20 protein-coding genes are annotated in these 25,565 nt (G+C 31.6%); 2 read left to right on the top strand and 18 right to left on the bottom strand.

Annotated features, from left to right (window positions below; all coding sequences use genetic code 11):
* Positions 1-15: 15 nt before the first annotated feature.
* The 6 genes from DPIF8902391_RS08215 to tamL form a co-directional block, all read right to left on the bottom strand.
* Complete coding sequence (locus DPIF8902391_RS08215; protein WP_172505534.1) at positions 16-456, bottom strand: hypothetical protein; 441 nt, start codon at positions 454-456, stop codon at positions 16-18.
* Positions 457-531: 75 nt separating this feature from the next.
* Positions 532-2,757 (bottom strand): polyribonucleotide nucleotidyltransferase, encoded by a 2,226-nt coding sequence (locus DPIF8902391_RS08210; protein WP_058884320.1) that lies wholly within the window; start codon positions 2,755-2,757, stop codon positions 532-534.
* A 185-nt stretch (positions 2,758-2,942) separates the two neighbouring features.
* A complete protein-coding gene (gene rpsO, locus DPIF8902391_RS08205; RefSeq protein ID WP_058884321.1) occupies positions 2,943-3,212 on the bottom strand; it encodes a 30S ribosomal protein S15 in 270 nt (89 codons plus the stop codon).
* Between the two features lie 148 nt (positions 3,213-3,360).
* Positions 3,361-4,218: an acetyl-CoA carboxylase, carboxyltransferase subunit beta gene (gene accD, locus DPIF8902391_RS08200; protein WP_058884322.1), complete on the bottom strand. Its 858-nt coding sequence runs from the start codon at positions 4,216-4,218 to the stop codon at positions 3,361-3,363.
* A 188-nt stretch (positions 4,219-4,406) separates the two neighbouring features.
* Positions 4,407-5,474: a class II fructose-bisphosphate aldolase gene (fbaA, locus tag DPIF8902391_RS08195; RefSeq protein ID WP_172505533.1), complete on the bottom strand. Its 1,068-nt coding sequence runs from the start codon at positions 5,472-5,474 to the stop codon at positions 4,407-4,409.
* A gap of 111 nt (positions 5,475-5,585) precedes the next feature.
* On the bottom strand, positions 5,586-8,036 hold the full coding sequence (tamL, locus tag DPIF8902391_RS08190) for a translocation and assembly module lipoprotein TamL (RefSeq protein ID WP_172505532.1): 2,451 nt from the start codon (positions 8,034-8,036) through the stop codon (positions 5,586-5,588).
* 72 nt (positions 8,037-8,108) lie between these two features.
* Here tamL and DPIF8902391_RS08185 point away from each other — a divergent pair, with 72 nt between their 5' ends.
* Positions 8,109-8,843, top strand: coding sequence for an RNA methyltransferase (locus tag DPIF8902391_RS08185; protein WP_172505531.1), 735 nt, complete (start codon positions 8,109-8,111; stop codon positions 8,841-8,843).
* Here DPIF8902391_RS08185 and DPIF8902391_RS08180 read toward each other — a convergent pair.
* Both DPIF8902391_RS08180 and DPIF8902391_RS08175 read right to left on the bottom strand, forming a co-directional pair.
* Positions 8,835-9,449, bottom strand: coding sequence for a deoxynucleoside kinase (locus DPIF8902391_RS08180; RefSeq protein ID WP_172505530.1), 615 nt, complete (start codon positions 9,447-9,449; stop codon positions 8,835-8,837). The genes DPIF8902391_RS08185 and DPIF8902391_RS08180 overlap by 9 nt on opposite strands.
* Before the next feature lie 194 nt (positions 9,450-9,643).
* Positions 9,644-14,398, bottom strand: a complete 4,755-nt coding sequence (locus DPIF8902391_RS08175) for a GEVED domain-containing protein (RefSeq protein ID WP_172505529.1) — start codon at positions 14,396-14,398, stop codon at positions 9,644-9,646.
* 84 nt (positions 14,399-14,482) lie between these two features.
* On the opposite strand from DPIF8902391_RS08175, the gene lipB reads away from it, so the two are divergent.
* Entirely contained in the window at positions 14,483-15,187 is a 705-nt protein-coding gene (gene lipB, locus DPIF8902391_RS08170) for a lipoyl(octanoyl) transferase LipB (RefSeq protein WP_058884328.1), read from the top strand.
* Between the two features lie 64 nt (positions 15,188-15,251).
* Here the strand turns inward: lipB and DPIF8902391_RS08165 are convergent, their stop codons facing one another.
* The 10 genes from DPIF8902391_RS08165 to DPIF8902391_RS08120 all read right to left on the bottom strand — a co-directional run bounded on the left by DPIF8902391_RS08165 (position 15,252) and on the right by DPIF8902391_RS08120 (position 24,164).
* Positions 15,252-15,896: a YceI family protein gene (locus DPIF8902391_RS08165; RefSeq protein WP_172505528.1), complete on the bottom strand. Its 645-nt coding sequence runs from the start codon at positions 15,894-15,896 to the stop codon at positions 15,252-15,254.
* A gap of 82 nt (positions 15,897-15,978) precedes the next feature.
* Positions 15,979-16,695 (bottom strand): tRNA threonylcarbamoyladenosine dehydratase, encoded by a 717-nt coding sequence (locus DPIF8902391_RS08160; RefSeq protein ID WP_058884330.1) that lies wholly within the window; start codon positions 16,693-16,695, stop codon positions 15,979-15,981.
* A complete protein-coding gene (locus DPIF8902391_RS08155) occupies positions 16,692-17,330 on the bottom strand; it encodes a TatD family hydrolase (RefSeq protein WP_172505527.1) in 639 nt (212 codons plus the stop codon). Before DPIF8902391_RS08155 ends, DPIF8902391_RS08160 begins: the two co-directional genes overlap by 4 nt.
* A gap of 11 nt (positions 17,331-17,341) precedes the next feature.
* Entirely contained in the window at positions 17,342-18,034 is a 693-nt protein-coding gene (locus DPIF8902391_RS08150; RefSeq protein ID WP_256444476.1) for a tRNA-uridine aminocarboxypropyltransferase, read from the bottom strand.
* A gap of 56 nt (positions 18,035-18,090) precedes the next feature.
* Positions 18,091-18,543, bottom strand: coding sequence for a D-aminoacyl-tRNA deacylase (gene dtd, locus DPIF8902391_RS08145; protein WP_172505525.1), 453 nt, complete (start codon positions 18,541-18,543; stop codon positions 18,091-18,093).
* A gap of 22 nt (positions 18,544-18,565) precedes the next feature.
* Complete coding sequence (gene rsgA, locus DPIF8902391_RS08140) at positions 18,566-19,531, bottom strand: ribosome small subunit-dependent GTPase A (protein WP_172505524.1); 966 nt, start codon at positions 19,529-19,531, stop codon at positions 18,566-18,568.
* A gap of 646 nt (positions 19,532-20,177) precedes the next feature.
* Positions 20,178-21,260, bottom strand: a complete 1,083-nt coding sequence (locus DPIF8902391_RS08135; protein WP_172505523.1) for a bifunctional 3-deoxy-7-phosphoheptulonate synthase/chorismate mutase type II — start codon at positions 21,258-21,260, stop codon at positions 20,178-20,180.
* A gap of 20 nt (positions 21,261-21,280) precedes the next feature.
* Positions 21,281-22,129 carry a prephenate dehydrogenase gene (locus tag DPIF8902391_RS08130; RefSeq protein ID WP_172505625.1) on the bottom strand — a complete coding sequence of 283 codons (849 nt, stop codon included), beginning with the start codon at positions 22,127-22,129 and terminating at the stop codon, positions 21,281-21,283.
* A 65-nt stretch (positions 22,130-22,194) separates the two neighbouring features.
* The gene (locus DPIF8902391_RS08125; protein WP_172505522.1) at positions 22,195-23,340 is read right to left on the bottom strand and encodes a pyridoxal phosphate-dependent aminotransferase; all 1,146 of its coding nucleotides are present in this window, start codon (positions 23,338-23,340) and stop codon (positions 22,195-22,197) included.
* Positions 23,337-24,164 (bottom strand): prephenate dehydratase, encoded by an 828-nt coding sequence (locus DPIF8902391_RS08120; RefSeq protein WP_172505521.1) that lies wholly within the window; start codon positions 24,162-24,164, stop codon positions 23,337-23,339. Before DPIF8902391_RS08120 ends, DPIF8902391_RS08125 begins: the two co-directional genes overlap by 4 nt.
* Positions 24,165-25,565 lie beyond the last annotated feature (1,401 nt).

Raw genomic sequence — 25,565 nt, 5'->3', positions numbered from 1 at the left:
ACTGAAAAAGAGTTATTATTTAGCTATTTGTTTTAATTCTTTTAGTTTTTCTTGAGCGTCAACTTTATCATTAAAAAACAAGCTTTTAGAATTAATAATGATATATTTTTCAAAAACACCTGCTGTTTTACTCATTTTTACCGTGGTGTATTTCGTTGTTTTTAGCCTAAAACTACTAATATCGCCAATTTTATCAAAGGTATAGGTTTCGGGCGTGCGAAATTGTTTTTTTAAAACCAAGGTGTTATTTTCTATTTTTGCATTGCAAACAAACAAAAATAAGTAGCTTAAAAAACTAATGAAAGTTAAAGAAATGATGCTTCCAAAAATTATTTTACCGTTGATTCCTTGTTCTATAACCGTATTTAAAATTGTAGGAATTAATAGTATCGGAAGAAGTAAACTAAGGTATAAACTTAAATTTGTAAATTTTGAAGATAATTTAATGCTTTTCATGCAATATAATTTTTTGCGAATATAAAAAAAACCGCTAAAATTAGCGGTTTTTAATATAGTTTTAAAACGAGATGATTAATCTTTTTTTACTTCTCTAGGCTCTCTTGGAGCTCTAGGTTTTCTGTCATCACGACTTCTGTTATCTCTAGGCTTATTTTCTCTTGGTGGTCTTGCTACATAACCTTCTGGTTTTGGTAACAATGCTTTACGAGAAACTTTTTCTTTACGAGTTCTTGGGTCAAGTCCGAAGTATTTTACATCAAATACATCACCCATTTTAACTACGTCAGAAACATTTTCTGTACGTTCCCAAGCTAATTCACTTACGTGTAATAAAACTTCGTTTCCAGGAGCATCTGCATATTCTACAACAGCACCAAAATCTAACATTTTAATTACTTTTACTTGGTAAGAATTACCAACAGTTGGTTTGAAAAGCATCGACTCAATACGAGTAACAACCTTTTCAATTCCTGCAGGATCAGTTCCTAAAATTTCGATAATTCCTTCTTCAGTTACAGCATCTTCAGTAATTACAATTGTAGTTCCTGTTTCTTTCTGTAATTCTTGAATATGTTTACCACCTGGACCAATAAATGCACCAATCATATCATTCGGGATACGACGGTTAATCATTTTAGGAGCATGTTCTTTAACTTCTTCGTTAGATTGAGAAATAGTATCCGTTAATTTTCCTAAGATATGTAAACGACCTGCACGAGCTTGTTTTAGTGCATTCACTAAAATTTCGTAACCTAATCCTTTTACTTTAATATCCATCTGACAAGCAGTAATTCCTTCAGAAGTACCCGTTACTTTAAAGTCCATATCACCTAAATGATCTTCATCACCTAAAATATCAGATAAAACTGCGTAACGATCTCCATCAGAAATTAATCCCATAGCAATACCAGAAACTGGTCTTGTCATTTTAACACCTGCATCCATTAAAGCCATTGTACCAGCACAAACAGTTGCCATTGAAGAAGAACCGTTCGATTCTAATACTTCAGATACAACTCTTACTGTATAAGGACAATCAGCAGGAATCATTCCTTTTAAACCACGTTGAGCCAAGTTACCATGACCAACCTCTCTACGAGAAGTTCCTCTTAATGGTCTTGCTTCACCTGTACAAAAAGGAGGGAAGTTATAATGTAAATAGAAATTCTCTTCACCTTCGTAAGATGGCATATCTATTTTGTTAGCATCTCTAGATGTTCCTAAAGTAACGGTAGCTAATGCTTGCGTTTCTCCACGAGTAAATATTGATGAACCATGTGTTGATGGTAAATAATCTACCTCACACCAAATTGGTCTAATTTCATCAGTTTTACGTCCGTCTAAACGTAAACCTTCCGCTAAAGTTAATTCACGAACAGCAGATTTTTGAGATTTGTTAAAATATTTTCCAACTAAATCACCGTAATCTTCTAATTCTTCTTCAGTAAATGAAGCTTTTATTGCTTCTTTTACCTCAGCAAAAGCTGTTGTACGCTCTACTTTAGATGTTCCTTTTTTAGCGATAGCATAACACTTATCGTAAGCAAGTTCATTTATTTTTTCAGCTAATGCTTCGTCTTCTCTTTCTCCTTCGTACACTCTTGTTTCTTTCTTTCCGAAAGCTTCCGCTAAACGAACTTGAGCAGCACATTGTATTTTAATAGATTCATGAGCAAATTTAATTGCATCAGCCATTTCTTCTTCAGAAATTTCATCCATTTCACCTTCAACCATCATTACTGAATCAGCTGAAGCTCCAATCATCATATCGATGTCAGATTCTGCTAATTGAGCTCTGTTTGGGTTGATTACAAATTCACCATTTACTCTAGCAACACGTGCTTCAGAAATAGGACATTCGAATGGGAAATCAGATAATTGAATAGCGGCAGAAGCTGCTAAACCTGCTAAAGCATCTGGCATAACATCTTCATCATGCGACATTAACTGAATCATTACCTGTACTTCAGAATGGTAATCTTTTGGGAATAATGGACGTAAAACACGGTCTACTAAACGCATGGTTAATACTTCACCATCACTTGGTCTTGCTTCTCTTTTGAAAAAACCTCCTGGATAACGACCTGCTGCTGCAAATTTTTCTCTATAATCTACTGTTAAAGGTAAAAAATCAACTGTTCCTGCTTTGTAGCTAGATACTACTGTACATAACAACATTGCTTTCCCCATTTGCACAACAACTGAACCATGGGCTTGTTTTGCTAATTTACCCGTTTCTAATGAAATGGTTCTTCCATCTCCTAGGTCAATGACCTCTCTAAATACTTTTGGAATCATAAATTTTAATTCTAAATTTTTAAATTGTTTGTTGTTGTTGTGTTGTTGTTTTGTTGTTGCAATGGAAATTCAAAATTGTTGTTAAAAATTTTGAGTTTTTTATATAAATTTCTATTAGTTAGATAGAAATGAATTTTTAGGTATAAAAAAAAGAGGCACGTTTATAGAGCCTCTTTTTGTGAGAATTATTTTCTAATTCCTAATTCTACGATAATCGCACGATATCTGTTGATTTCAGTTTTCTTTAAGTAATCAAGTAAGCTTCTACGTTTTCCTACCATTTTCACTAACGAACGCTCTGTGTTAAAATCTTTACGATTTTTCTTTAAGTGCTCAGTTAAGTGGTTAATTCTAAAAGTGAACAATGCAATTTGTCCTTCCGAAGTTCCAGTATCAGCTTTACCTTTACCGTGTTTTTCGAATAATCCTTCTTTTACTTCTTTCGTTAAATACATTCCAATATTATTTAAATGATTTTTATGTACATCAATGAGCTATTCATTGAAGCTACAAAGATACAAATAAAATTTTAGTTGCATTGTGGGAATCGTTGTTTTTGTGTCGATAAAAAACAAAAAAGTCAGCAATTGCTGACTTTTAATTTTAAGCTCTAATAGGTTGATTTTGTATCAAGTCTATATATAAATTCACTTGTTTCTTTAACGCTTTACGTTCGTAAATTGCGTCTAAGAAACCATGTTCTAATACAAATTCAGATCGTTGAAAGCCTTCGGGTAAATCTTTCCCGGTGGTGTCTTTTACAACACGAGGTCCTGCAAAGGCAATTAAAGCGTTTGGTTCGGCAATATTAATATCACCTAACATAGCAAATGATGCGGTTGTTCCTCCTGTTGTAGGATCGGTACATAATGAAATGTACGGAAGTTGAGCATCGGCTAATTGCGCTAATTTTGCCGAAGTTTTTACCAATTGCATTAATGATAAAGAAGCTTCCATCATACGTGCTCCTCCCGATTTTGAAACCATCAAGAACGGAAGTTGGTTTTTAATAGCGTAATCAATTGCTCTGGCTATTTTTTCTCCTACTACAGATCCCATTGACCCTCCAATAAAAGCAAAATCCATTGCGGCAATTACAATATCTTTTCCGTTTGATTTACCTACTGCTGTACGAACAGCATCTTTTAATCCGGTTTTCTTCTGTGCCGCTTTTAAACGATCGGGATAATTTTTGGTATCTTCAAAATTTAAAGGATCTTTAGAAGTTAGTGATGAATTTAGTTCTTTAAATTTATTGTTATCAAAAAATAACTCAAAATATTCATTACTTCCAATACGAACATGGTAGCCGTCTTCAGGGCTTACATATAAGTTTTTCTTTAATTCCTCTGTATCAATAACCTTACCACTTGGAGTTTTATACCACAAGCCTTTAGGCGTATCTTTTTTTTGTTCGGTAGGGGTTTGAATCCCTTTGTCTTTACGTTTAAACCAAGCCATAGTTTAGTTTATGTTTTGTTGTTTGTTAGTAATTAACTCATTCATTTTAAGAAAAGAGCCGACGACAAATGTAAATTATTTTTGCGAACTTTACTTTTTATAAATTAAAAAAAGCACTTAGAGGCTTCTAAGTGCTTATTTATAGTTTGTTATAACAGTGTGTAATCAGTTATAATTTATTGTAATTCTTATAAAGTGTTTACGTTGTTTAAGTCTTCAAAAGCTTTTTTCAAACGAGTTTTGAAAGTTAATTCTCCTTCACGTAGCCATTTACGTGGGTCGTAATATTTTTTGTTTGGTTGATCTGCTCCGTCAGGATTACCAATTTGACTTGCTATATAGTCTTTTTTAGCTAAGATATAATCACGAGCTCCTTCAGTAAAGGCATATTGTAAATCAGTATCAATATTCATTTTAATTGTACCATAACTAATAGCTTCTCTAATTTCTTCTAAGGTAGAACCTGATCCTCCGTGAAAAACAAAATCAATAGTATTATGAGGTACATTGTACTTTTCAGAAATATATTCTTGAGAATTCTTTAATATTTTTGGTGTTAATTTTACATTTCCAGGTCTGTAAACTCCGTGAACATTACCAAAAGCGGCAGCAATGGTAAACTGATCACTTACTTTCATTAATTCTTCATAAGCGTAAGCAACTTCTTCGGGTTGTGTGTATAATTTAGAAACATCCACATCTGAATTATCAACACCATCTTCTTCACCACCTGTAATTCCTAATTCAATTTCTAAAGTCATCCCTATTTTACTCATACGAGCTAGGTATTTTTTACAAATTTCAATGTTTTCTTCAATTGGTTCTTCAGATAAATCAATCATATGAGAACTGTATAATGATTTTCCTGTTTCTTTATAAAACTGCTCACTAGCATCAAGCAAACCATCAATCCAAGGTAATAATTTTTTCGCCGCATGATCGGTGTGTAAAATTACTGGAATTCCATAAGCTTCGGCTAATAAATGCACGTGTTTTGCACCTGCAACAGCACCTGCAATAGCTGCTTTTTCATCTTTGTTCGATAATCCTTTACCAGCATTAAATTGTGCTCCACCATTAGAAAATTGAATAATTACGGGCGCATTTAATTCTTTTGCAGTTTCTAAAACGGTATTTACCGAGCTAGAACCTACAACATTTACAGCAGGTAAGGCAAAATTTTTATCTTTTGCTAATTGAAATATTGCTTGGACTTCTTTTCCGGTGGCAACTCCAGCTTTAATAGTATGAGACATTGTGTTATGTTTTTTTAGTTGTGTTAAGTTGTTTTTAGCGTGTCAAAAATAAGAAATTTTAAATGCTTTTGCTTACAATAACTGCTTGCTACTTGTTAATTTTTATTTTTTTTAAAAAGGATAATTAATTCCGATATTTAAGATAGAATTTGAAAAATTATGATTTTTAAACCATCGGTCATTTTTTAAATAAGGTTCGTGCATTTTAAAGCCTAAATCTAATCGTGCAATTAAAAAGCTAAAATCGTATCGAAGCCCAAAACCTGAGCCAACAGCAATATCTGTTATTGATTTTAGCTCGTTAAATTTAGCAACACCATCTGTGTATTTAGAATTGGTAATGTCCCAAATGTTTCCTGTATCAACAAATAAAGCCCCTTTTAAAGCGCCAATAACGTTAAATCGATATTCAAAACTTGATAAAAATTTTAAACTTCCTATATTGTATTCTAATCCTGGTTGTCGTGTCCCGGGTCCTAAAGCGTAGGTTCTCCAGGCTCTAATATCATTAGAACCACCCGCAAAATAACTCCGTGAAAAAGGAATGCTAGCATTATTATAGGTTATAATTGCGCCTAAAAATGTGCGATGTGCTAAAACGGTATTATTTCCTAAATTCCAATATTTTTTATATTCAATATCTGCTTTAAAATATTGAGCGATAGGAATTTTTAAAACTGTTTTCTGGTTTCGATTATTTGTTTTTTTAGATATAATTCCCATTAAGTTTCCAGCATTAGCAACTCGAAATTTAAGGAAAGAAAAATTGGTGTCTTTGGTGTTTTGTTGGTTATTATAGGTGTAGGTAAAAGCAATCTCAGGGATTAAAAAATCGGAAGTAATGATGTTGTATCGGTTAAAAATATTAAGGTTATTCTGATATTTTAAAGGTTGGGTGTTTTTAAACGAACCATCGGTTGCAATATTTCGCATAAATTGTAAAATATCGGCTGAGTTACCAGGCTGATTTGTAGGCAATGTATATTTAGAAGAGGCAGTTGCTACTTCTTTTAGTTTAAAATATTCTGAATTATAGATGCTAAAGTAATTATTAACATTTAAGTTTCTAATGTATTGTACATTAAGTAATTCTAGTTGTAATGATTTTTGTTTGTTGTAGATCCATTTATAATCTAATCCGAGGGTAATATTCTGATTATCTAAGCCAATATTTTTCTGATTACCCGCCCCAATTAAAAATTTTGTTTTAGGAAACATTCTCTTCGGAATAAGTCTTTTTAGCCCAAAAGGTGCTACAAAACGAGGGATTTCTAAGCTAAGATCAGCACCCATTTCCCAGCCAAGCCCGTTATTGGAATTAAAATAAGATCCAAATGCCGAAAATTTAAATATTTCAGCACCTTTAAAAGTATTTCTGTTAATTAATGAATATTTTAGAGAAACATCAAAATTTCGAATATTAGAACGAGACAATTCAGCATCAAAACCTAGCGTGTATTTTTCAATAGGTGTTAAAAAAATGTTTGCGTTTAATTCGGTGTTATTTAATTCATCATATCGAATAGAGGTTGTTTTAAAGTTTTTTAAGCCTCTTAGGTGTTTTCTAGTTAGGTTTTTATCAAAATCACTATAAACTGTATTGGGTTTTATAAATAATGATTGGGCAAGTATTTTAGGATTGTATTTTAATTTTTTATGTGCATAAAAAGCAATTCCTTTGTATAGAACAGTGTCTTTGTAAACGCTGTTTCGTTTATTGTAGGTATAATCGGTATATACATTGATTTTTTTTATTTTTTGAACCTTAAAAGGAATAACTCTATCAGAAATATTAATGTTTACTTTGGTTTTCTGATAATTTTGAAGTGTATCATTTTCAAACGAAATATAATTTTCATTAAAATGATAAATTCCTTTATCTCTAAAAAAAGTAACTAGCCTATTTGCTTCTTTAATAAAATGTGCATCTTTATATTGATTTCCTGCTTGAAGAAAACTATCTTCCTTTGATTTTTTATATAAAGAATCAAGGGTAGGGGCGGCTATTTGGGTTTTAATTAGGTTTAAAAAAGAAGGTTTTCCTTTTGTTACTTTATAAGAAATACTTCCTTTTTTGTTGCCAATAGTATCTTTTTGAAACGAAACTTTTGATCTAAAATAGCCTTCTGTCTGAAAGTAGGCATTTAAGTTATCGGCTGTTTTTTTTGTTTTTTTATCATCAATAATAATAGGAGATTCTCCACTATTTAAAAACCAGTGATTAAGCCCTATAAGAGCTTTAGCTACTGATATACTTTGTTTTTCAGAAAATCCTTTTTTAAAAAACGAATATGTTTTAGGGTTTTTAATCCCCCATTTTGAAGGTGTTTTAGCTCCCTTCGGATTTCCTAAATTGTAAAAATATAATGACAACGGCACTCCTAAAGCTTTTGCGTTAGGTCGTTGCATAAGTAATTCGGTAATGTTTTGATTGGTGTTTTTTACACCGTCAATATACACCGTATTTTTTGCTAGTAATAACTCATTTTCTTTAACAAATTTTATGGTACTGCAGGCGCTGAATAAGATGACTAATAAAAAGAGGAAAGAAAGTTTTTTCATTAACTTTACGGCTGGTATTTAAGTATCAAAAATACTGTTTTTTAGTGATTATAATATGTTAAAAAAATAATAATGAGTTTATCTAAAAGCAATTTAAAGTTAATAACGAGTTTACAGCAAAAAAAGTACCGACAAAAACATCAATTATTTGTTGCTGAAGGGGTAAAGGTTGTTGCCGAATTATTAAAATCATCAGTAGAGGTAGCGCATATATTTACGGTAGATGCTTCTTTCGAAATTGCTAATAATGTTCAAAGTACGCTTATTTCAGAAGTTGAATTAAAGAAAATAAGTACCTTAAAAAACCCGAATAAAGTTTTAGGCTTGTTTAAAATCCCTACAGAAACAGCGCGAAATAGCGCTAATTTTACGCTTGCTTTAGATGAGGTAAATGATCCGGGTAATTTAGGAACTATTATTCGTTTGTGTGATTGGTTTGGTATTACCGAGTTGGTTTGTTCTAAAAACACGGTAGATTGTTACAATCAAAAGGTAGTGCAGTCAAGCATGGGATCTTTAACAAGAGTACATATTTCGTATGTTGATTTGCCAAGTTATTTGAAAGAAACACCACTAGCGGTTTATACTGCCGATATGGATGGCGAAAATATTTACAAGGCTAGCCTTCCTGAAAAAGCGGTTTTAGTAATGGGAAATGAGGCAAACGGAATTTCAAATGAAATAGCAGCTATTGTAAAACATAAATTAACGATTCCTAGATTTGGTGATATTCAAAAAACAGAAAGTTTAAATGTAGCTACAGCAACTGCTATTTTATTAAGTGAATTTAAAAGAAGTTTAGTTTAACTCCTTAATTTGAGCATCTATTTTATCAATAATAAATTTCAAATCTTGTTTATTATTGATAAAATCTAAATTGTCAACATCAATAATAAGTAATTTTCCTTTAGTGTACTCGCTAACCCAAGCTTCGTAACGTTCGTTTAATCTGGTTAAATACTCAACGCTAATAGCATTTTCATACTCTCTACCACGTTTGTGAATTTGCCCAAGAAGGGTAGCGGTATCTGCACGTAAATAAATTAATAAATCAGGTGGTGTTACTAAGTTTTCCATCAATTCAAATAGCGATGAATAGTTATTAAAATCACGATCGGTCATTAGCCCCATAGCGTGTAGGTTGGGTGCAAAAATATGAGCATCTTCATAAATAGTTCTGTCTTGAATTATTTTTTTGCCAGACTCTCTTAACTCTAAAACCTGACGAAAACGACTGTTTAAAAAGTAGACCTGCAAATTAAAAGACCAACGCTCCATTTCACCATAAAAATCATCTAAGTAAGGATTCTCATCTACTGATTCATAATGAGGGTCCCAATCATAATGTTTGGCTAATAGGTTGGTTAATGTGGTTTTTCCTGCGCCTATATTTCCGGCAATTGCTATATGCATATGTTTTGAATTTCAATACGGTAAAATTACATAAAAAAAGTATTGCTAGCTAAAATTTAATGAATCAATTTATACAGATAGCTAGTTGTACTTAGAGTGTTCTTAGCGTGTTGTTTGAAGTTGTTATTTAAAGTTGCTGTAAAAAAAAACGAGCCGTTAAGCTCGCTTTTTTTTTGATGTAAATTGTTTGTTTTTTATTTCATCATTATTTTACGGGTACTTATTTTTCCGTCATTTTGAATTTGTATAAAGTAAATTCCGCGGCTTACTTTTTTAAATTGAATTTCTTTATTAAAATTACTAGATATTGTTGAAAATGTTTGTGTTTCTAATAATTGACCTCTCGCATCAATTAATTTAACGATGGTTAGGTTTTTTTCTTTTACTTTAAAGTTTACCGTTAGTGTTCCGTATGAAGGTACAGGGTATATTTTTAAATCGCTAAATAAATTGGTGTAGGTAGCAAAACTTTCATCAACATTAATAGTATAATCTTCTACTTCACCATCAAAATTAAACTCACAAGAATTTTCTTTGTCGGTAGTTTCTTTTCTGGTTAAAATACGTAAGATTGTTGCACCTAGTTTTGCATCCTCAGGAATGGTTATCGTAGTGTTATTTGTTGTTAAATTAAATGATTCACTTTCTTCAAATATCAAATTTTGATTCCAATCAATCCATCCGAAGGTTTTTAGTGCGTTATTTCCATCGCTATCAACTTCAATATTTAAATCATATTGCTCACCTCTAACAACAGGTGTTGTAACCGAAGTAAAATTAGAATAACCAGTTGTTTTTGTTGAACTATTGTCAATCCCTGCAAAACGAACATTGGTTAGGCTTATTTTTGAAGTGCTATTTCCTTTTGATTTACAATAACGGTCGTTAACAACAAGTGTTAAGTTAATTGATTTTTTTAGTAAACCAGCAGTTGCTATTATTTTAATGGTATAATCTCCAATAGGAGCATTGTTTAAATTATCAATATGTACTGTAAAGGCCCCTGTTTTGTTGATTGTTGTAGGATTAAAAGTTACAACAGCATTTTTAGGGGCGTTTTCTGCTAAGAAAGTAACGTTTTCATTAAAGTCATTTAATGATTTAAAATCAACTATATAAGCTACTTTATTCACTGCTTTATTACAAATAGATATTGCTGGTTTTTGGCTTTTTAATGTAAAATCGGGTGTAATTTTAATGGTATAATCTTCTACTTCACCATTAAAACCTAATTGACATTCGTTTGAATTTTGAGAACCTTCTTTTTGAGTTACAATTCTTAAAATGGTTGTTCCTAATAAAGCATCCGAAGGAATAGTAATTTTTAATCCACTATTTTTAGTTGCTGTATTTGCGTTGCTTGTTGTTCCTAAATCATATTTTTCATTAGCATCAAACAAACAATTTTGATTCCAGTCAACCCAAGCAAATGTTTGTACCGTTTGATTTCCTGCCGAATTTGCATTAACCACTAACGGATACGCTTCACCTTTTATAACCTGAGTAGCTATTGCTGCGTAGTTGGTATATCCTGTTGTTTTTGTAGAAGTATTATCAATACTTCCAAAACGAACAAGCGTTGTGCTAATTTGAGAACTCATACTCCCTGCTGATTTACAAAGCGTGTTGTTTATATTAAAAGGAATATTTACTGATTTTTTAATAGAAGATGCTGTAGCGGTAACCACTATTTGGTAATCGCCAATAGCTGCATTTTTTAAGTTAGAAACGGTTAATTTTACGGTGTCATTTTCTTTAAAAGGATTCGGTGAAAAGGTAGCCGTAGCATTTGCAGGAAGTCCTTTAACTGAAAAAACAATGTTTTCGTTGAACTTAACCAATGCTTTATAAGCTATGGTAAAAACTTGCTGATCGGTCGCTTTATTACAAATAGAAAAATTACCTGAAGTATTTGTTAATGTAAAATCTGGCTTAGGTTTTTCTGTTACAATTAAGGTATAATCTTCTGTTTCACCCCATTCTTCTTTGTGGCTTGAATCGCAAGCGCCATCACCATAGCCATTAGTAGGGTCAGCATATTCTGAAACTACTCTAATTCGAGTACTTCCTAAAACGGCATTTTCAGGAATGTTAATAGTATGTGTTGAATTTACATTAGCTCCTGATTTAGTACCTAAATCATATCTTTCATCAGTAGTATTAAATATAAAATCTTGATTCCAGTCGATAAATACATAACAATGATCTTGGTATCCATCGGTATTTAAAGTAACGCTTATTTGATGAGATTCTGTTCTTTTTACAGTGGTGCTTTTTGAAGTAAAATCTTCATAACCATCTACCTTATCGTTCCCTGAATTATTGTTGATGCTATTAAAAGTTACATTGCTAATGTGGTTGGCACCTCCAGCTTCATCAGTAAATGTCGAAGCACAATAAGAAGGCACTTGGGTTGTAAATTTATAAACCTTAGAAAAAGCTCCTTCAGCACATGAGTTCTTAGGCTTTACACGCCAGTAATAGCTAGTACTACCAACGAATGGAATAGTTGAGGTATATGCGTTTGTGTTCGCTTGTTGGTCAATTACAATAGTTGAAAAATTAGCATCAGTAGCAACCTCTATTTGATATGCAGTAGCATTATCGTCTTGGGTCCACTTAAATTCGGGAGCTATGCTAGTATCTGTATCGGCATCTATTGGAAAAGTAGGATTAACAGTTGTTAAAACATCTTCAATTACTTGTAATTCTCCTTGAGTTGTTTGGGTAACACTTGCTGATTTTCCTTGAATATTAAAGGTGTAATCTTGAGCTATACTGTTGCTGAAATTTTTAAGACTTAGGGTAACATCGCCATTGGCACTTATAGTTGCTGGAGTAAAGCTAGCGGTAACACCGGTAGGTAAATCAGTAGCGCTTAAAGTTACTGTTTCTTTAAAACCATTTAAAAAACTAAAATTAACAGTATAATTTAAGGTATTAGTTCCTGATTTACAAGCTGCTTGTTTGGCTGTTTTATTGGCTATTAAAAAAGTAGGATCTGTTGAATTAATAGTGAAATTGGTTGGGTTCACATTATAAAAAATGTTATCGGCAGCCTCTACAAGTATTCTAGCCTGTGTTGTGGTATTATTTGGTATGGTAACTTCTTCGGTTCCATCATTAGGGGTATTCTCTTTTAAAATAATTGGAAAGGTAATACCACCATCAACAGAAAGTTTAATAGTTACTTTTGTACAGTTTATTGGTGCGCTGTCTGTTGTTCCTTTATTCCATGAAATTTTTTGTGAAGCTCCTGTAATCCAAGTAACATTTGTGTTGGGTACTGTTACAGTAAAAGGCGCTGCATCGGTTACTGTAATTTTCATGTCATCTCTTGCCGAATTTCCACCACCTGCATTGTTGTCTCTAACGGTTAATGAAAAATTTAATTCTCTAGCTACCGTAGGAAGAACAATCCATTGGTTAGAAGTTCCGTTTATAACATCTTCAAAAATAGGGAAATATCTTTTAGGTGATTTTGTAGGATTTAAAGACCTAAAAGTAGGACCTGCTGTACTTGTTGAAACAGGAGGCATTGTTGCTTTTTGAGTATCAATTTGCTCCCAGTTATAGGTAAGACTGTTAAGTCCTTGCGCATCGGTAGCTATTCCTTCTAAAACAAAAGGAGTTCCTTTAGGAATACTTACATTTTTACCTGCATTAGCTGTAGGAGCATCGTTATTAGTGCTTGATTGTACCGCACAACTTCCACTATTTTGCATATGCGCCCACATTTGAGCAATACTTACTGCATGAAAATACGGATCACTATTTCCTTGAACATTAGGCGAACAAATACCTGCATACCCCATAATTGTCGAACCACTTCCTGGTTCGGCAGAAGTTGATGATTTGTTACAATCGTTATTTTGTGTGTGAGTTCCTCCAAATTGATGCCCTATTTCATGACATACATAATCAATATCATAAGGATCATTAATCGGTTGATAACTACCTGTTATACCACTACCTTTATAGCCGGTAACACATACCGAACGAACTTGTGCTAAACCACCACCACCGGTACTAAATGTGTGACCTATATCGTAATTTGCATCCCCAATAATTGCATCACACTTTGCCTGACTTTCATCAATTAAAGCATCTGCATCATTATCGGTTAAATCATCAGTAGCAGCATCTAAAAATATTAATTTGTCGTTATTATTTACAAGTACCATTCTAACGGCTAAATCTCTTTCATAAACTTCGTTTACACGAGTCATTGTCGTATTAATTGCCGATAAAACAACTGCTTTTTTGACAGCATCGGTAGCTGAGCTGGCAATATTTTGTCTGTTTAAATGAAATTGAGAATATTCACCAGTACAAGCAATAGCAACTCTAAAAGTTCTTAGAATACCATCATTGGCATTTCTTTTTTGAATTGATGAAGTCATTGTTTTTTTAGCCGTGCTTTCAACTTGACATCTAAAATCATTCTCTTTAGTTTTTAAAGCTGATTTTTTATAGATGATATATTGTTTTTTATCAACCGTATAAGGGTCTATATATACAATGCTTTTATTAGCCGAATAGATAAGCGCATGTACACCATTGGCACCTAAACTAATTTTAGCAATTGCGGTAGGGTCATCAATTCCTTGCCCAGAATAAGACTTAATCATCGGAAATTTAGCTGCTAATTCAGGCGCTAAATAAGAAGTTTCTTTTATTATAAATCGCTGTAATTTACCTTCAGGGTTAGGTAATGTTATAATATTTTGACTTCTTTTTGATTTAAAACCTGTTAAATGATTTTGAAAACCATTTAAATTTAGCGTTGCTAAACGGTATTTTTCAGGCGTATTTTTTCTGCTTAAAGGTTTAACTTGTTGACTAGAAGTCTCTTTTTTTACAGCTGTATTCCAAAAATTTTGAGAGAAGGAATTTGTTGCTAAAAAAATAAAAAAGAAAAAGAGTATTGAAGGATTTTTTTTTATCATAATTAAATGTTGTTAATAGGCATTGTTATAACAGCTTGGTGTTAATTTTACTACCTTTGGGGGATTGTTTTAGGATACAAATTTATGAATAAAAATATAACAGTTAGTGATTTAGGTCAAAAAGATTATAAACACACTTGGGATTATCAAGCTAAATTATTAGAAGAAATCGTTTCTTTAAAACGAGAAAACAGAAATAAATCCCTGAAAATTAGCACGCCCAATCATTTTCTATTTGTTGAACATCCGCATGTTTACACCCTTGGTAAATCAGGAGATTTAAGTAATTTATTGTTAAATGAAGCACAATTAAAAGAAAAAGGAGCTACTTTTTATAAAATAAATAGAGGAGGAGACATTACCTATCATGGTCCAGGGCAAATAGTCGGCTATCCGATACTTGATTTAGAAAATTTTTTTACAGACATCCATAAATACTTACGTTTCTTAGAAGAGGCAATTATATTAACAATTGCCGAATACGGCTTAGAAGCAGGGCGTAGCGATGGCGAAACAGGTGTTTGGCTAGGAGTAGGAACACCGTTTGCTCGAAAAATTTGCGCCATGGGAATTCGTGCAAGTAGGTGGGTAACCATGCACGGTTTTGCTTTAAATGTAAATGTAAATTTAGGTTATTTTGACAATATTATTCCTTGCGGAATTAGAGGAAAAGCAGTTACTTCTATGCAGGCTGAATTAGGTTATGAAGTTTCAGAAGCTGCCGTAAAACAAAAAATATTAAAACACTTTAAAACACTTTTTGAAGTAGAAGCTTATATAGAAGCATAAAATTTAAACATAAAAAAAAGGGTTGACATTTTAATGTGTCAACCCTTTTTTTATGTAGCTAAAATTATTTTTTAGCTTTAATATCAAAAGAAATCTCTAATAAATCGTTAATAAATTTATCTTTTAAAGCAGCATCAATTTTTTTAGATTTGTAAGTAACTCCAAAATCAGTTCTATCAATACTAAAAATAGCACTTTTAAAAGTAGCCATACCTTTGTTTTGAGTAACCGTTGCAGGAATTGTAATACTTTTTGTAGTTCCTCTAAGTGTTAAATTACCTGTTACCTGTAATTTCCCACCTTTAAGCTCAGAACTTGAAACTTCAAATTTAGCAGTAGGAAACTTTTCAACATCAAAAAAGTCAGCACCTTTTAAATGATTTTCTAATTTTTCTTTACCATCAGCAACTTCTAAATCGGCACATAAAATTGAATTCATATCAATAACAAATTCCCCAGATTTAAGTAGGTTATTTTCAATTTCAAACAATCCTTTAGTAATGCTAACAGTACCATTATGAGAACCTGTAGGTTTGTTTCCTTTCCAGGTAACGGTAGATTCTGCAATATTTGCTTTGTAAGAATTAATTACATTTTCTACTTTTTTAATATCTTTAACCTCTTGGTTAGCAGTAACTTTATTTTTTTCTGATTTACAAGAAACAGCCGTAATTGCGATAAGAGCAATTGCTAGAATTGATTTTTTCATTTTAATTGATTTTTTATAATTGATTATTAATAAACTTAAATAAAGTAGCGTAAAGATACTTTAAAAATAGTTTCCACGGAAATTATTTTTTCGTTAAGATTTTGTTAATTACGTAAGAACTAGCCTGTAAGCCAAAAGCAGCAGGCATATAACTGATAGTTCCGTAAAAAGATTTCTTAAAATTACTTCCGTCAGTCATTTGTAAACTTTCGGAAATTTGAATTTCTTCAGAGTAAACAGCAGTAATACCTTTGTTTACTTTTCGTTCTTTTAGCCGTTTTTTTATGGCGCGTGCCATTTTACAATTCTTTGTTTTGCTGATGTCTTTCACCACTACTTTACTGGCATCTAGTTTTCCTCCAGCACCCATCGCACTGATTAATTTCACTTTTTTTCTTTTGGCAGCAACAATTAAATTAACTTTTGGCGTAATGCTATCAATACAATCCATTACGTAATCATATTGGGGGCTTACAATTTCAAAAGCTCTTTCTGGCGATAAAAATTCTTCTATTGCTGTTAGTTCTATTTCAGGGTTTATATCTTTAATTCTATCGGCAATTACGCTTACTTTTGTTTTTCCAATAGTGCTATCTAATGCAGGTAATTGCCTGTTTTTATTAGTTTGATCAAAAGCATCACCATCAACAATTGTCATTTTTCCGATACCAGCTCTTGCTATAAATTCGGCAGCAAACGAACCAACGCCACCCAAGCCAACAATTAAAACATTTGCTTTTTGAAGTTTTTCCATTCCTTCTTTCTGAACCAATAATTCCGTTCTTTCTAACCAACTCATTTTATAAATAATGTATTAAAATTTTGATGTATATTTTCTTGTATTTTTTTCACGCTAGTATTTTTGATGCGACTTGCTTTTTCATAAACAGTGGCGATATCAATTTTTGCATCATCTGTTTCTAAGAAAATTTTATCCAAAGGAATAGTAAAAAATACTTCTTGTAATTTTTCGGAATATAAAAGGGCTTTTCCGAAGGATAAAAAACAACCATTTTTAATTAAATCAGTAGCAATTTGACTATTTTTATGAAAACCGTGAATTAGCCATTTTTGTCTAGGTTTCAGCTCTTTTTTAATTTGAATTATCTCCTGAAAAGATCTTACACAATGTATAATTAATGGTTTTTTAAATTCTTCTGATAAGTTAATCTGTTCTTTAAAAACTGCAATTTGAAGTGTATAATTTACTTCGGATAATCGATCTAAACCACATTCGCCAATGGCATAACAATTTTTATAAAGTAGTTTTTTTTTGATAAAGATAAGTTCATCTTCAATAGTATTTTTGTTGATAAACCAAGGATGAATCCCGATAGAAAACGGCGTATTAAAATCGGTTGAATTAGGATAACAATTTAAAATACTAAAATTTTCATCAGAATTAGTATGCGTATGAATATTTATAAATTTCACAAAAAAGATAACTAATTTTCTTGTTCAAAAATAATACTTCTTTCCATATTTTTTTTATAAACATTTTTAGGGATAAGCTCTTTATTATTTGTGTTTAGCATACATTTAATTTGATGGTCAATCATTTTTTCAAAAGGAACAAGAAAATTTTTGGTATCACATTGTTCTAAATTACTTTGATTAAGTAAATTTAAAACGGTGTAAACAGATTCAATAGTACTAAGGCAAAGCGGTGCAGGCTGTTGCTTAATACTAAATTTTGATTTTATTTTATTATCAAAACTTACTCTTTTTAGTTGCTGTAAGTTTTCACTCAATTTAAGCATTTTACGAGCGCAAGGCCATGTTCCATCAAGAATAAAAATATGAGGATTATCGCCCATAAATGAATTTATTTCTGAACTTTTATTTACTGATAAGTTCAAGCTATCTTCCCCCGGATAAAGTAAAAAAGCCCCATTTTTTTCTTCAGTTAGTATTTCATTTACACGTTTATTATTTGTGAAATCTACACCAACTATTATTTCTGAATTTTCAAGTTGAAGATTCGTCATACGCCCCGTTCCATTTTTTTCTTTTTTGTATTCTTTCGGGTGCATAAGAATAATAAAACGAGTTTTGGTTTGTAAATTATTTGTGTGTTTACAAATACATGATGATGAAGGCATCATGCATTTGTAGCATGTTATTCTTGGGGTTTTCATTGCTGTTTTCAAAGTGAATCTCTCTTTTTTGAATTACTGCTAATTATAAAGCAGTATTACACTTTATTTTTACTATCCATAATAATCGTAACAGGACCATCGTTTAAAAGTTCGATTTTCATGTCGGCACCAAACTCGCCTGTTTGCACTTTTTTACCTAAATTCTTTTCAAATTCTTCAATAAAAGCTTCATATAAAGGAATCGCAGTTTCAGGTTTTGCCGCATTCATATAACTAGGGCGGTTTCCTTTTTTTGTAGATGCCTGCAATGTAAACTGACTAACGATAATTGCCTCTGCTTGAGTATCAATTAACGAATTATTCATCACCTGATTTTCATCATTAAAAATCCGAAGATTTACAATTTTTTTAGCTAACCAATTAATATCTTCTTGAGTATCATCATTAGTAATGCCTACAAAAACGAGCAAGCCATAATTAATATCAGCAACTTTTTTACTTTGAATAGTTACACTAGCATTGCTTACTCTTTGAATTACGGCTTTCATTTATTCTTGGCTTATTCTTTGTTTATTCTTTATCTTTTTCCCAAATATCAGTTCGGTAATGTTCTTCTTCGCCCTCTAAAATTTGCAAATAACTTTTGTAGCGTTCCCATGAAACAGTGTCCGCTTCTAGCGCATCTTTTACCGCACATTTTGGCTCATTTACATGAATACAGTTATTAAATTTACAATCTTGTTTTAACGCAAAAAATTCAGGAAAATAATCTCCTAACTCTTCTTTATCAATATCAACAACACCAAAACCTTTAATTCCAGGCGTATCAATAATTCGAGCATCTTGAGGATTTTCTAAATTCAAATCGAACATTTCAGCAAAAGTAGTGGTATGTTTACCTTGATTATGCTGATCAGAAATTTCTTTAGTTTTTAAATTTAACGCCTTATCAATTGTGTTTACCAAAGTAGTTTTTCCAACACCAGAATGTCCTACAAACATCGAGGTTTTACCAAGCATCATTTTCTTGATAGTATCAACATTCGTATTTTCTTTTGCAGAAACCTCAATACATCGGTAACCGATAGTTTGGTAAATATCTTTTAAATATAAAATTTCGCCACGTTCCTCAACTTTATATGAATCTATTTTGTTAAAAACTAAAATAGTATCAATTCTGTACGCCCTTGCGGAAACCAAAAAACGATCAATAAAAGTGGTAAACGTCGGCGGGTTATTGATAGTAACCAGTAAAAAAACCTGGTCAATATTAGCCGCAATAATATGTATTTGTTTCGATAAATTTACCGACTTACGTACAATAAAATTATCACGTTCATGAATATTGGTAATTACCCCCGTTTCTTCATTGTTATTGGTTTCTAAGTCAAAATCAACCAGATCACCAACGGCAATCGGATTGGTACTTTTGATACCTTTTAATCTGAATTTTCCTTTAATACGGCATTTGTATAAAACCTGTTCACACTTTACCAAATACCAACTCCCTGTAGATTTATATACAATTCCTGTCATGCCACAAAGATGCAGAAATTTATGTAAAAATTAAAGTGTGAGTTGCGGTGTTTTTAGTTTTAGTAGTAAATAGTTGAAATAACGAATAATTTGAAGCTATTTCCCGCTTTGCGCACTCGCTCTTTTTTTTGAAGGAAAAAAAAAGGAGCTCAAACAAATGCTTCAATCGGGGCTAGGAATAATAAGTTTTGATTTATATTTTTAGTTCTTTTTTTTAGTAAGATTCCGTTTAAATTTTAGTCAATAAAATTTTATTACAAAAATTCACAAATAACCTGTCAGTTCGAGTGATTTTTTTCCTTCAAAAAAATTGTATCGAGAACTTTTTAATATCTAAATCAATCAAAATAAAATTCTCGATACAATTTTAATTTCTTTTAGTCATTAAAATCACTCGAATTGACAAAAATCTAGCAAATCAGGATGTGAAACTTAAACAGGTTCTAAAGAAGTTAAAAAGAAAAACCTCATAACTTTTTAATTTTATGAGGTTTTTAATAGTTTAAAAAAGGCAATAATAAGGTTGCTAAGTTGCGTTAAGGATTGAGTGGTTTGTTTGAGCTCTTTTTTGTTTTTTTTAAACAAAAAAAGCGAGTAACGAAAGCCTGACCCTTGTGGTAACGCCCAAAAAACAACTGTTATTATTTTATCCTTTAATAATTTTTTCTTGATGATTGATAGATTCTTGATGAATTGCTTTAAACATTTTTAAAACAAATTCTTCGCTTAAGCCTTTGCTTTCACCTTCTAAAATCATGTTTCCAAGAATTTCATTCCAACGTCTAGACTGTAAAACAGCAACATTTTTCTCCTTCTTTAAAGCACCAATTTTATCGGCTATTTTCATTCTTTTAGCCATTGTTTCTATCAACTGCCCATCAATTACGTTAATTTGAGCTCGTAAATTGTCTAAAGATTCTCTATAGCCAGAATCAGTTTCAGTGGCTTTTCTAATCTTCAAATCTTCCATTATTTGCTTTAATTTTGTAGGCGTAACCTGTTGAGCAGCATCACTCCAAGCTTTTTCAGGATCAAAATGAGTTTCAACCATTAACCCATCAAAATTTAAATCTAAAGCAGTTTGACAAACATCGAAAATCATTTCTCTGTTTCCTGTAATATGTGAAGGATCACAAATTAAAGGTAAATCAGGGAATCTGTTTTGAAATTCAATAGCAATTTGCCATTCTGGGATATTTCTATATTTCGATTTTTCATAGGTAGAAAAACCTCTATGAATTGCGCCTAAATTTTTAATTCCCGCCGTATATAAACGCTCAATTCCACCTAACCATAAAGCTAAATCAGGGTTTACAGGGTTTTTAACCAATACAATTTTATCCGTTCCTTGTAAAGCATCCGCAATTTCTTGCATAATAAATGGCGATACTGTAGAGCGAGCGCCAATCCATAATAAATCGATATCGTGTTCTAACGCTAATTTTACGTGAGCGGCATTTGCCACTTCGGTACAAGTTTTCATCCCTGTTTCCGCTTTTACTTTTTGCAACCACTTTAAACCTAAAGCACCTACACCTTCAAAATTCCCAGGTCTTGTTCTTGGTTTCCAAATTCCTGCTCTAAAATAATTTACATCAGAATCTTTTAATTCGTGTGCTATTTTTAAAACCTGTTCTTCGGTTTCTGCACTACAAGGCCCTGCTATTACTAGTGGATGTGCTAAACTCATATCATCCAACCATGTTCTTAATTCTTTTGTATTTTTCATTTTGATTATTATTGTGGCGTTTATTTTATGCCGTTTAATATTTGTTTTATATGATTTGTACTTTCCATTTCGTTATGGATTTTAGTAAAATCATCTTTCAATATTGCGTCTTTAAACTGCTGTAAATTAGTAATATATTCGTCTAATGTTTCGATAACATTGTCTTTGTTTTGCTTAAAAATAGCCGTCCACATTGCGGGCGAACTTTTTGCCAATCGAACTGTTGATGCAAAACCTGAACCTGCCATATCAAAAATATCACGCTCATTTCTTTCCTTTTCGATCACCGTTTTTCCCAACATAAAAGAACTAATATGCGATAAATGCGACACGTAAGCAATATGTTTATCGTGCGATTTTGCATCCATATAACGAATACGCATTCCTAGTTTCGAAAAAATCCCCAAGGCTTTCTCTTGCAATTTGAACGCTGTTTTTTCTACTTCACAAATAATATTTGTCTTCTGATGAAATAAATTTTCATGCGCTGCTGTTGGTCCTGAAAATTCCGTTCCTGCAATAGGATGAGTTGCTAAAAAATTTCTTCGCTTCGGATGATTTTCAATGGTTTTACAAATTTTCTCTTTAGTCGATCCAACATCTAACACCAGGCAATCATCGGTAATAATATCCAATATTTTAGGAACTATTGCTATTTGAACATCCACCGGAATTGAAACAATAACAATATCGGCTTTATCCAAGTCGTTAAAGTTCGCTTTATGCTTAATTACGCCAATTTTCAGCGCCTCTTCTAAGTGGTTTTCGTTGGCATCAATCCCATAAATAACAGCCTTCGGATATTCTCGTTGAATATCTAAAACCATACTTCCACCAATTAAACCAACACCAATTACAAATACGTTCATATTATTTTTTTGCATCATTTCATTGCTTTTTTTCGCTTGAAATGATATTTTATTTTCACCTATTTTTAGGCAAACCTATTAATAGCCTCTTTGATAACTTCTTTTGTAATACACAATGAAAATCGAATATATCCTTCTCCTTGCGAACCAAAAACAGTTCCAGGAGTAATAAATATATCTTTTCCGTATAAAATTTCATCCGCCATTTCTTCGGATGATTTTCCCGCAGGAATTTTTGCCCAAACAAACAAACCTGTTGAATTTTTATTATAAGTACAATTTAATGTATCGGCAAGTTGAAAAATTAAATTTCTACGTTCTTCGTATATTTTATTCTGCGCAATAAACCAATCATCAGATAAATGTAAAGCTTCAATAGCGCCTTTTTGAATTCCGTAAAACATACCAGAATCCATATTACTTTTAACTTTTAATATCTGGTTGATAAAATTCGGATTTCCTAAAACCATTCCAACACGCCAGCCTGCCATATTAAAGGTTTTACTTAACGAATTTAGTTCTAGGGCAATATCTTTAGCGCCATCAACCTGTAAAATACTGATAGGATTATCATTTAAAATAAAACTATACGGATTATCATTAACAATTAAAATATGATGTTTTTTACCAAAAGCCACTAACTTTTCAAAGGTTTGAAAAGTCGCATTTGTTCCCGTTGGCATGTGCGGATAATTCACCCACATAATTTTAACATTGCTTAAATCTAAGGCTTCTAATTCCTCAAAATTAGGCTGCCAATCTGTAGCATCATTTAAGTTGTAAAAAATCGGATTTGCACCCACTAATTTAGTCACAGAAGTATAAGTCGGATACCCAGGATTCGGAATTAATACTTTATCGCCTTCATTTAAAAAAGCCATAGAAATATGCATAATTCCTTCTTTACTACCCATTAAAGGCAATATTTCATTTTCAGGATTAGAGGCTACTCCAAATTTTTCATTATAGAACTTAGAAATTGCGTTTCTTAACTCAGGTAATCCTTGATAACTTTGATATTTATGAGCAGTTGCATCAGCAAAACTTTCTTGAATTGCGTTAATTACATTAGTAGGAGGTAATAAATCAGGGCTACCAATTCCCATATTGATAATTGGTTTTCCTGCGGATGCTAACTCTCTAACTTCTCTTAATTTTTTAGAGAAGTAGTATTCTTGTACGGTATCTAATCTTTTTGCTGCTTCAATCATTTTCTTCCATTTTTATAAGCCCCTAATATTTTAAAATCTTCCGCCATTATTTTAAGAATAGCAATTGCTTTTTCATAAAGTTGATAATTATCAAAAGTAACATCTACAAAAAAAGAATATTTCCAAGGCGCTTCAATTACTGGTAACGACTGAATTTTTGTTAAATTCATTTTACAATCGCTCAATACATTTAAAATAGTCGCCAAACTACCTCTTTTATGATCTAGCTCAAATTTTAAAGACGCTTTATTTATGTTCTGAGTGTCATTATTTACTGGCTTTGTTTGCACAATAACAAAACGAGTAGCATTCTCTTTCATGGTTTGAATACCATCTTCAATTACCTGTAAATTAAAAATTTCTGCCGCAATTTTCGGCGCAATAGCCGCCACACCTTTTAGCTTATTTTTAGCAATTCTTTTAGCAACTTGAGCAGTATCAACATCTTCAATTAACTTTATTTTCGGATATCTCTTAAAAAACTCCTTACACTGTAAAAGCGCCATCGGATGTGAACAAACCTCGGTAATATCCTCTATTTTCTGATTCGGAAGCGCCATTAAATGATGATGAATATTCAAATATTCCTCTCCAATAATATGTAAATTATGCTGATCAATTAAAGCATAATTAGGAATAATAGACCCCGCAATCGTGTTTTCGAGTGCCATAATACCAATATCTGCTGTTTTATCAAGTAAGTTATCTACTAAAATATCAAAAGACATACATTCTTTTAATTGAATTCCAGTACCATAAAAATCACGAGCTATTTTATGATGATTAGAGCCTTCTGCTCCTTGAATTGCTATTATTTTTTTCATTTTAAATCAAAAAAAAAGCCTCGATATATCGAGACTTTATAAGTTATATTTGTTAGTTAACAATACGATACAAAGTCTCAGCCCTTATTAAAAAAATAAAAGTAAAAATAGAAACCTTGCCAGATGTTTTGTAACGTCATTTTTGTATTTGTTGTACAAAGACAAATCTAAAGATTAATCTCAGATAAAAAAACTTGTTGCTATATTTTTTTTAAAAAAGAAAAGTTGACTAAAATAAGCGATGTTTTATTTAGTGTTATTAATACTTAAGTGTTGTAGGTTAGTGCTTTAGTGTTATTATTACCAGCGGTAAATACCTGTTTGGGTAAGTGTTTTAACCTAAATTAAGAACAATAAAACAGCTTAAAGTTTTATTTCAAACAAATAGACTTATTTTGTTATTTTTTTATAAAACAAATCTGAACAACATAAATAAAGAGGGGAGAAGCAGTAAAATAATTAGAAAATTTGACACCTTATATATAATGACAAGAAAAACGCAAGAATTTCATTAAAACCAACCTATATATTAAAGGAGCGATTTTTTAGAAGCAATTTCCCGCTTTCCGCACTCGCTTTTTTTGTTTTTTTGAAGAAAAAAAACAAAAAAGAGCTCAAACAAAGCGTCAATCGGGGCTAGGCATTTGTACTAATTTCGATAATTCGAGAAATCAACTATAATTTAGGCAAAGTTCACACTATCATTTCGAGCAGTAAAACTTAAACCTCACAGGTTTTTAAAACCTGTGAGGTTTGTTCTTGTTTGAAGAATTCAAAACTAAATTCCTATTCACGAACAACAACTATCAGTTCGAGTGATTTTTTTCCTTCAAAAAAATAGTATCGAGAACTTTATCAGTCTTAAAATCAAAAAAACAAATAAAAATCTATTACTAAAATAGCAATACAAAACATTCGAAGCTGTTTTTAATCCCTTTTAACACTCCAAAAAACCATAATTTCAGATATTAATACGTGTTAATTTTAGTAGAAGACTACTTTTTAAAAGCGAAACAGTATAAAAAACAAAAAACACACAAGACAACCCCTTAAAAAACAGCACTTAAAAAAATACTTCAAAAATAAACAAATAAAAGCCCTTGTCAGTCCAATAAAAGGACGTAGATTTGCAACCGCTAACAACAAAACGCAAGTTTAAAAGTTAACAAAAGATCATTAAAAAATCCGCAGAAAACATTTTAATAAGATGTAAAAAATAAGTTAATTTTAACTTGTTTAAAACAAATTAAAAGATGTATATTTGCAACCGCTTTAAGAAATACACTAAAGCAAAACAATTAAGAGATTTCGGAATGATTTTTAAGATAAAAATCAGTTAGTTCAATTCTAACATTTCTACAAAAAATGATAAGAGTAAAATCTCATCTGTAACTAAATAAG

The sequence above is a fragment of the Tenacibaculum finnmarkense genomovar ulcerans genome (assembly GCF_900239495.1).
GTDB classification, from domain to species: Bacteria; Bacteroidota; Bacteroidia; order Flavobacteriales; family Flavobacteriaceae; genus Polaribacter; species Polaribacter ulcerans.
The sequence above is the reverse complement of the archived record's forward strand: the minus strand, read 5'-3'. Positions and strand labels throughout refer to the sequence as shown.

Bases quoted from the DNA above. Each gene is read 5' to 3' on its own strand.
- lipB (WP_058884328.1), top strand. From the start codon at position 14,483: ATGAATAAAAATATAACAGTTAGTGATTTAGGTCAAAAAGATTATAAA.
- fbaA (WP_172505533.1), bottom strand. From the start codon at position 5,474: ATGTCTCATACTATTAAAGCTGGAGTTGCCACCGGAAAAGAAGTCCAA.
- DPIF8902391_RS08150 (WP_256444476.1), bottom strand. From the start codon at position 18,034: ATGAAAACCCCAAGAATAACATGCTACAAATGCATGATGCCTTCATCA.
- DPIF8902391_RS08135 (WP_172505523.1), bottom strand. From the start codon at position 21,260: ATGAAAAATACAAAAGAATTAAGAACATGGTTGGATGATATGAGTTTA.
- rsgA (WP_172505524.1), bottom strand. From the start codon at position 19,531: ATGACAGGAATTGTATATAAATCTACAGGGAGTTGGTATTTGGTAAAG.
- DPIF8902391_RS08165 (WP_172505528.1), bottom strand. From the start codon at position 15,896: ATGAAAAAATCAATTCTAGCAATTGCTCTTATCGCAATTACGGCTGTT.
- DPIF8902391_RS08180 (WP_172505530.1), bottom strand. From the start codon at position 9,449: ATGCATATAGCAATTGCCGGAAATATAGGCGCAGGAAAAACCACATTA.
- accD (WP_058884322.1), bottom strand. From the start codon at position 4,218: ATGGCTTGGTTTAAACGTAAAGACAAAGGGATTCAAACCCCTACCGAA.
- DPIF8902391_RS08210 (WP_058884320.1), bottom strand. From the start codon at position 2,757: ATGATTCCAAAAGTATTTAGAGAGGTCATTGACCTAGGAGATGGAAGA.
- DPIF8902391_RS08130 (WP_172505625.1), bottom strand. From the start codon at position 22,129: ATGAACGTATTTGTAATTGGTGTTGGTTTAATTGGTGGAAGTATGGTT.
- rpsO (WP_058884321.1), bottom strand. From the start codon at position 3,212: ATGTATTTAACGAAAGAAGTAAAAGAAGGATTATTCGAAAAACACGGT.
- DPIF8902391_RS08185 (WP_172505531.1), top strand. From the start codon at position 8,109: ATGAGTTTATCTAAAAGCAATTTAAAGTTAATAACGAGTTTACAGCAA.
- DPIF8902391_RS08175 (WP_172505529.1), bottom strand. From the start codon at position 14,398: ATGATAAAAAAAAATCCTTCAATACTCTTTTTCTTTTTTATTTTTTTA.
- DPIF8902391_RS08125 (WP_172505522.1), bottom strand. From the start codon at position 23,340: ATGATTGAAGCAGCAAAAAGATTAGATACCGTACAAGAATACTACTTC.
- DPIF8902391_RS08120 (WP_172505521.1), bottom strand. From the start codon at position 24,164: ATGAAAAAAATAATAGCAATTCAAGGAGCAGAAGGCTCTAATCATCAT.
- DPIF8902391_RS08215 (WP_172505534.1), bottom strand. From the start codon at position 456: ATGAAAAGCATTAAATTATCTTCAAAATTTACAAATTTAAGTTTATAC.
- DPIF8902391_RS08160 (WP_058884330.1), bottom strand. From the start codon at position 16,695: ATGAGTTGGTTAGAAAGAACGGAATTATTGGTTCAGAAAGAAGGAATG.
- dtd (WP_172505525.1), bottom strand. From the start codon at position 18,543: ATGAAAGCCGTAATTCAAAGAGTAAGCAATGCTAGTGTAACTATTCAA.
- tamL (WP_172505532.1), bottom strand. From the start codon at position 8,036: ATGAAAAAACTTTCTTTCCTCTTTTTATTAGTCATCTTATTCAGCGCC.